This window comes from candidate division WOR-3 bacterium, assembly GCA_016867815.1.
Classification (GTDB): Bacteria; Hydrothermota; Tepidihabitantia; order Tepidihabitantales; family Tepidihabitantaceae; genus UBA2258.
Window position 1 is genome coordinate 1 of record VGIR01000206.1, and the last position, 1,945, is coordinate 1,945.

At 64.1% G+C, this 1,945-nt stretch carries 4 protein-coding genes; all 4 read right to left on the bottom strand.

Going from position 1 to position 1,945, the window contains the following annotated elements:
* A partial coding sequence (locus FJY68_14325; GenBank protein MBM3332997.1) for a hypothetical protein occupies positions 1 to 438 on the bottom strand: 438 nt, incomplete at its 3' end.
* Positions 439 to 440: 2 nt separating this feature from the next.
* Positions 441 to 920, bottom strand: coding sequence for a hypothetical protein (locus FJY68_14330; protein ID MBM3332998.1), 480 nt, complete (start codon positions 918 to 920; stop codon positions 441 to 443).
* Positions 917 to 1,468 (bottom strand): hypothetical protein, encoded by a 552-nt coding sequence (locus FJY68_14335; GenBank protein MBM3332999.1) that lies wholly within the window; start codon positions 1,466 to 1,468, stop codon positions 917 to 919. Before FJY68_14335 ends, FJY68_14330 begins: the two co-directional genes overlap by 4 nt.
* Positions 1,469 to 1,529: 61 nt before the next feature.
* A partial coding sequence (locus tag FJY68_14340) for a valine--tRNA ligase (GenBank protein MBM3333000.1) occupies positions 1,530 to 1,945 on the bottom strand: 416 nt, incomplete at its 5' end.

Sequence of the window (1,945 nt, forward strand, 5' to 3'; positions counted from 1 at the left end):
GCCGGCCGTCAGCGACTCCGCGGGTGACTTTTCCTCGAATCTGCTCAGCAGGTAGAGGAAGTAGCGTTCGCTCGGGTTCTTGGAATCGGTTATCCGACCGCCGGTGTCGAGCCGTTCCTCATGGTTGATCAGTCCGGAGTGAGCGAAAGCCCAGGTGTGTCCGGTCTCTCTGCGGACATACGGCCTGAGCTCGCGCGGCGAAGCCGGAACCATCCCGCCGATGCACACCAGAGTCATGTCCGTACGAGTCTCTTCCAGCTTGCCGAATTCCGGGTCGATTGCGCAGGGCTGCGCCGACCTGATGGTCTCGAGCCGGTTGCCGTAGCAGTGGGCCATCCCCCACCCGCCGGCATCACAATTGGCTCCCGCTACCTCTCGCGCGGCACGGACCAGTACCTGCATCTGCAATCTGCCGGCGGCGGCTACCATGGTACTCACGACTAGAACTCCATGGCGATCCCGGCCCCCGTCGGACCGATGGTAAGCCTCATCTCCCGGTCGAACCCGTACATCTGGGCCGAGACGTACGCATCGGCCATGGAGAAAGCCAGCACTGCGCCGGTCCACCAAAGCAGTGCGGTCCGCCGGCCGCTATGCTGCGCGTATCGGGTCGTATCCCCACCGGATAGCGCGGCAGAAGCGGCCAGATGTTCTCTGACCGAGAAAAACCCCAACGTGACCTCAGCCGGTGCAATCAAAGCAGCCTTCCACCAATTGCCGGTGTAGACCTGGCCGCCGCCCGGCAGGAGGAGAGAGAGCAGGACTGCCGTGCCCGTAGACTTGGCCGGGCGATAGACGACAACCGTGTCATCTCCGGGCACGCTGTCGGGAGGGTTCGCCTGCGGCTTCACGGCATTGGGGACTTGCGCCAGGACGGAACCGGCCAGCAGCGCCAGACCCAGGAGGGCGCGACTGGTCACTGATTCCTTACGACGATACGGACTCGTTGCGTGGCAACGCCTGAAGCCGCCCCGGGCGCACGGGGATCCAGGAAACTCACGACCCGGATTCGGTCGGGAGCCACTCCCCAGGCGGCAAGGCGCCCGGCGACCGCTCCGGCCGCGGCTGCGGCGTAGTCCCAGCTACCCGGGTACCTGTCTCGGGCGGCCGTTGGCGCCTGGCCAAGCCCGGCGTGGCCGATGATCTCGACTGGTCCCGCAGACGATTGCACGGAAGCAACACACGTCCGCAGCAATGACTCCGCTGCCGGCACGAACTTCAGGTCTGACGCCCCGCCGAACAGCTCGTCGAACGAATAGGAAACTCCGAACACGCTGTCCCGCATGGCTTCGACCTGTTTGACGCTGTCGCTCACCTGCTGCAATTGACCGATCCACATGTTGATTTCGTTCTGCTGCCGGACGATCCGATCGGCCCGCGGCGCGTAGGCGAAATTGTAGAACACGAGGAAACCGGCCGCAAGCGCCAGGAACAGGATCCAGCCCAAGCTCGAGATGAACGACTTCATACTAGAATGCTACCACAACGGCGGCAGAGATACAAGCGGACGGACGTTTCTCGCGGCACGATCATGTCCACGCGTCAAGCTGTCTCCGCAGCCGTTCGAGTTTGCCGGAGAACTCGGCTCGGCGCTCACGCTCGCCCTCGACCACCTCGGGCCTGGCACGGGCCGCAAATTCCGGGTTGGCGAACTTCGCGTCGATGCCGGCGACCAGCTTCTCCAGGCTGGCGATCTCCTTCTTCATCCGCTCTAGTTCTCTCTCGACGTCTACCACACCCCCGAGCGGTACGTACACTTCGCATCCGGGCAGCACCGCCATCGATGATTTCTCCGGCCGCGACGTCCCGAACTCGAGTATTGAAACGCCGGCAAGCTCCCGAACCAGCCCCTCGCTGGTTCTGAGGAACTCGGCGAGCCCGGCGTCGGCCGAGTTCACTATGCAACGTACCTCAGCCCTGGCCGGGACCTCCATCTCGGCACGGA

Coding starts and splice junctions, on each gene's coding strand:
- FJY68_14335 (MBM3332999.1), bottom strand. CDS start 1,468: ATGAAGTCGTTCATCTCGAGCTTGGGCTGGATCCTGTTCCTGGCGCTT.